General features: G+C 42.8%; 4 protein-coding genes. 1 reads left to right on the forward strand and 3 read right to left on the reverse strand.

Going from position 1 to position 3,194, the window contains the following annotated elements; all coding sequences use genetic code 11:
* From ACTXGO_RS11640 to ACTXGO_RS11650, 3 genes are all read right to left on the reverse strand, one after another.
* Positions 1–1,193: Dyp-type peroxidase (locus ACTXGO_RS11640; RefSeq protein ID WP_443574622.1), on the reverse strand; the 1,193-nt coding region annotated here is incomplete at its 3' end.
* A gap of 66 nt (positions 1,194–1,259) precedes the next feature.
* Positions 1,260–1,874, reverse strand: coding sequence for a hypothetical protein (locus tag ACTXGO_RS11645; RefSeq protein WP_443542323.1), 615 nt, complete (start codon positions 1,872–1,874; stop codon positions 1,260–1,262).
* A gap of 184 nt (positions 1,875–2,058) precedes the next feature.
* Positions 2,059–2,667 carry a class I SAM-dependent methyltransferase gene (locus tag ACTXGO_RS11650; protein ID WP_443542321.1) on the reverse strand — a complete coding sequence of 203 codons (609 nt, stop codon included), beginning with the start codon at positions 2,665–2,667 and terminating at the stop codon, positions 2,059–2,061.
* Positions 2,668–2,809: 142 nt separating this feature from the next.
* On the opposite strand from ACTXGO_RS11650, the gene ACTXGO_RS11655 reads away from it, so the two are divergent.
* Positions 2,810–3,163: a hypothetical protein gene (locus ACTXGO_RS11655; protein ID WP_435948921.1), complete on the forward strand. Its 354-nt coding sequence runs from the start codon at positions 2,810–2,812 to the stop codon at positions 3,161–3,163.
* Positions 3,164–3,194 lie beyond the last annotated feature (31 nt).

A 3,194-nucleotide genomic window follows, 5' to 3' on the forward strand; every position in this document is an offset into this window, starting at 1 on the left:
CGGTGAATACGCACATCAGATAAGATAAAGTCTTTGCTATCGCGCGGATTCATGCGCCGTACGTGTGCGCCAAACGGGCACTTTTTGCCGTAAGGATCGCCTTTATAACCGAAGTCATTGTTGCGACTCGGGTCATCACCCAATGCTTGATTATCCGCATCAGGAGATAAGATGAGCGGCGCGCCTGATCGCCAGCGCCCCCACATTTTGGCACCGAGTAGCTCTGCCTCCTGTTCATCATCGGTGTTGTCTTTACGATACTTATTAAAGGCAGCAACGTGACTATGATAAGCGCGTAGCACCATAAACGAGCCATCCTTGCCCAAGATTTCAGGCTGCGGCATTGGTGCCACAGTACCTGCCTCCCCTTCATAACCCAGTACAAACTCGCCTGCAGCAATAGGATCGCCATCATGGCTAGGCGGCGTTTGAATGCCACTGCCTTTGATTTCAGGATTACTGATACCGTCGCGATAACCGAAGACGTTCTTGACAGTATTGTTTGAACCAAAGTTCTGCTCCATCAATATCTCTATATCACCATGGGCAGGATTGTGATCATCAATGTGATCTTTGAGGTTATCTTTAAGCTCATCAAGTTTGGCTTGCCATTTCTCTTTGGTATCAGCAATGATAGCTACGCCTACGTGGATATCGCCTTTATCACCAAAAGGTGCTATCCAATTATCAGGGGCATTGACATCAAAATCATGCAACTGCTCAGCACGCGCGGCCATACCAGCTTTAAACGACTCAGGGAAACTATCAAGTGAAGAATGCGGCACGCCCAACGCCTCTAACCCCTCGTAAGTTATCACAATAGATAACGTGGCTTGCATATCATTATGCCATCCTTGACTCCCAGTCACATCAGGCAACACTTTGGCTAGTAGTTGTCGTCCAACTGCCTCATCGTTAACTTTTAGCGCCACTACTGTGCCAAAATAGGGCGTTGGACGCTCACGTAGCACGATAGATTGAATATTATCTAGCGCCATTGTCACTAGATTAGGGTTGAAAACTCCGCGTGCTTTACGAGTCATCGCCTCAATACTTTCGCCCACTTCTTCTTTGATATCTCTAAACCATGTCTCAAAGCTACTGTCTTCAACAGGATTGCCGAACTCGTCTTTGAAGTTCTGCAATTTATCAGTCAATTCAGACAGTGGTCTCTTATTATTATCTCTACTCATAGATGAACCCTATTTTTTAGTTTCTGGAATATAATTCAGAATTTTTTAGATTGAAAGATTCAATACTTAATTCGCTTGAGCTTCATCCAAAGCTTTGTTGATCCCCTTTACAATGCGCTCATGGCGGCGGATGTCTTGTACAGTGAGATGCGGCACTCCAACATACCAGCCAGCAGCGGTAATTTGGTGGTCTAAGATAAACTGTTTGACACTTGGGTCTTTGATGCCAGGCCAGCCTTTTACATTGCCAAATAAAATATCCATTAATTCAGGAATTTTGGTCGCAAAGTCATCAATGTAAGGATCCCAGTCGCCATCGTAGGCCGTACAGAACAGCACTCTAGTATCATCATCTATAAATACAAAGCGCAGATCGTGCAAGGTTCCTACTCGTGTTGCACCTTTTAGATTACCCCCTGCTATTTTTAAAATCTCTTTTAGACGTTCAGCGCCGCCTTCTTTTAAGGGGGCTATAACCGTAAGCTCAGAGACTTTCCCTGACTTTAGGCCTTTCTCGCCGGCGTTAGTCGTCGAATGATCATAACCATCATCACCGCCTTCCTTTAAGTTGGCGACCAATAGTTCAGCTCGTAGCTTGAAGGCATCAATAGACTCAGTGAATTTACTCTTTAGATCTTCTGAGTTGTTGACAGTATGGTCTTTTTGTTCTTGACTACTCACAGTATTTCTCCTCTCTTAATTGATGATGCCGTACCTTAGCAAATAGAGTTTATGACTCAAAACTTATTAAGCTATTCACACAAAATAGAACATATCACGAACATTTGTCATATTTCAAAATGAAACAGTACAAGTACTAAACGGTATTCTAGTTAGAAATAATAGTGTTTTTATTTTCTAGTATTTAAAATTCCAACGTTTTACGTCCAACAAACTGAACCACAGCACTTAGTCCTTGATGACGCTTGCCCTCAGATATCACACGCTGTTTTTCGGTGCCAATAATTTGTACCAACTCAGTCAGTTCCGTTTGCAAGTTATTTAGTGAGCTAAAGCGCTCCTTTTGCGCGTCAGGGGGACCACCGATAGCGTCCATCTCAAGTTGATCCTCGGTATAAGCTTCAACAATCAATACCCCATTAGGTTTTAGTGCGAGCACAATTTGAGCATGCACATACTGCCTTATTTTAGGCGGCAGATGCGCCCAAATAGAGACGATGCCATCCCACTGTCCCATACCAAACTGATAATCAGCCAAATCAGCGACTTGAGTGGTGATGTCAACGCCTCGCTCAATAGCTAACTTTATCGCTTTGTTTAAACCCACTTCGGATAAATCCATAGCGGTCGCCTGATAGCCTTGCTCAGCCAAAAACACTGCATTCCTGCCCTCGCCTTCTGCTAGACAGAGCACGCGCCCGCCAGCAGGTATCCGTGCAAACTGCGCTTTTAAAAAGTCATTAGGCTCAGTACCAAAGACATATTCTGCTTCGTTATAACGCTCGTTCCACATATTAATTGCAGCCTTGAGTAAGTAATCATCCAATCCCGTTTTAAAAATACACTTGTCTGCTCAGTTTACTTGTATATTCAATTAATAACATATAATATATTCATTAAATAGAAATTGTTGAATGGCTTGGTTTAAATATGCTATGAGTGAGAATAAGGAGCTTCCTGTGATTCATTTAAGCTATATCTTTAAATGCTTAGCACTAAGTATTACTTTTTTTGCGGTATTTTACTTTGCCGTTTTACTCGTCGATCCTAGCTTTGATAAGTATACCCTCACTCTTGGCATCAGTACTTTGCTCTTTCCTATCGTAAAATGCGCTATCGATATTGTCAGAGATGCCGTAGCGCCTAACTATGTTATGTTTAACGGAGCGCTGTCATCACTACTGATCAATATTACTATCTGGTTACTCACGCCATTTCTTATCGTCATATCAGCTGTTGCCTTTTTGTTTTATAGCATGGGAGTGCTCAAGGAAAATAGCAGTAACTAAGTAAAATAAGCGCAAATAAGCGCAAATAAGC

Source organism: Psychrobacter sp. T6-1 (assembly GCF_052258445.1).

Bases quoted from the DNA above. Each gene is read 5' to 3' on its own strand.
- ACTXGO_RS11650 (WP_443542321.1), bottom strand. From the start codon at position 2,667: ATGTGGAACGAGCGTTATAACGAAGCAGAATATGTCTTTGGTACTGAG.
- ACTXGO_RS11655 (WP_435948921.1), top strand. From the start codon at position 2,810: ATGAGTGAGAATAAGGAGCTTCCTGTGATTCATTTAAGCTATATCTTT.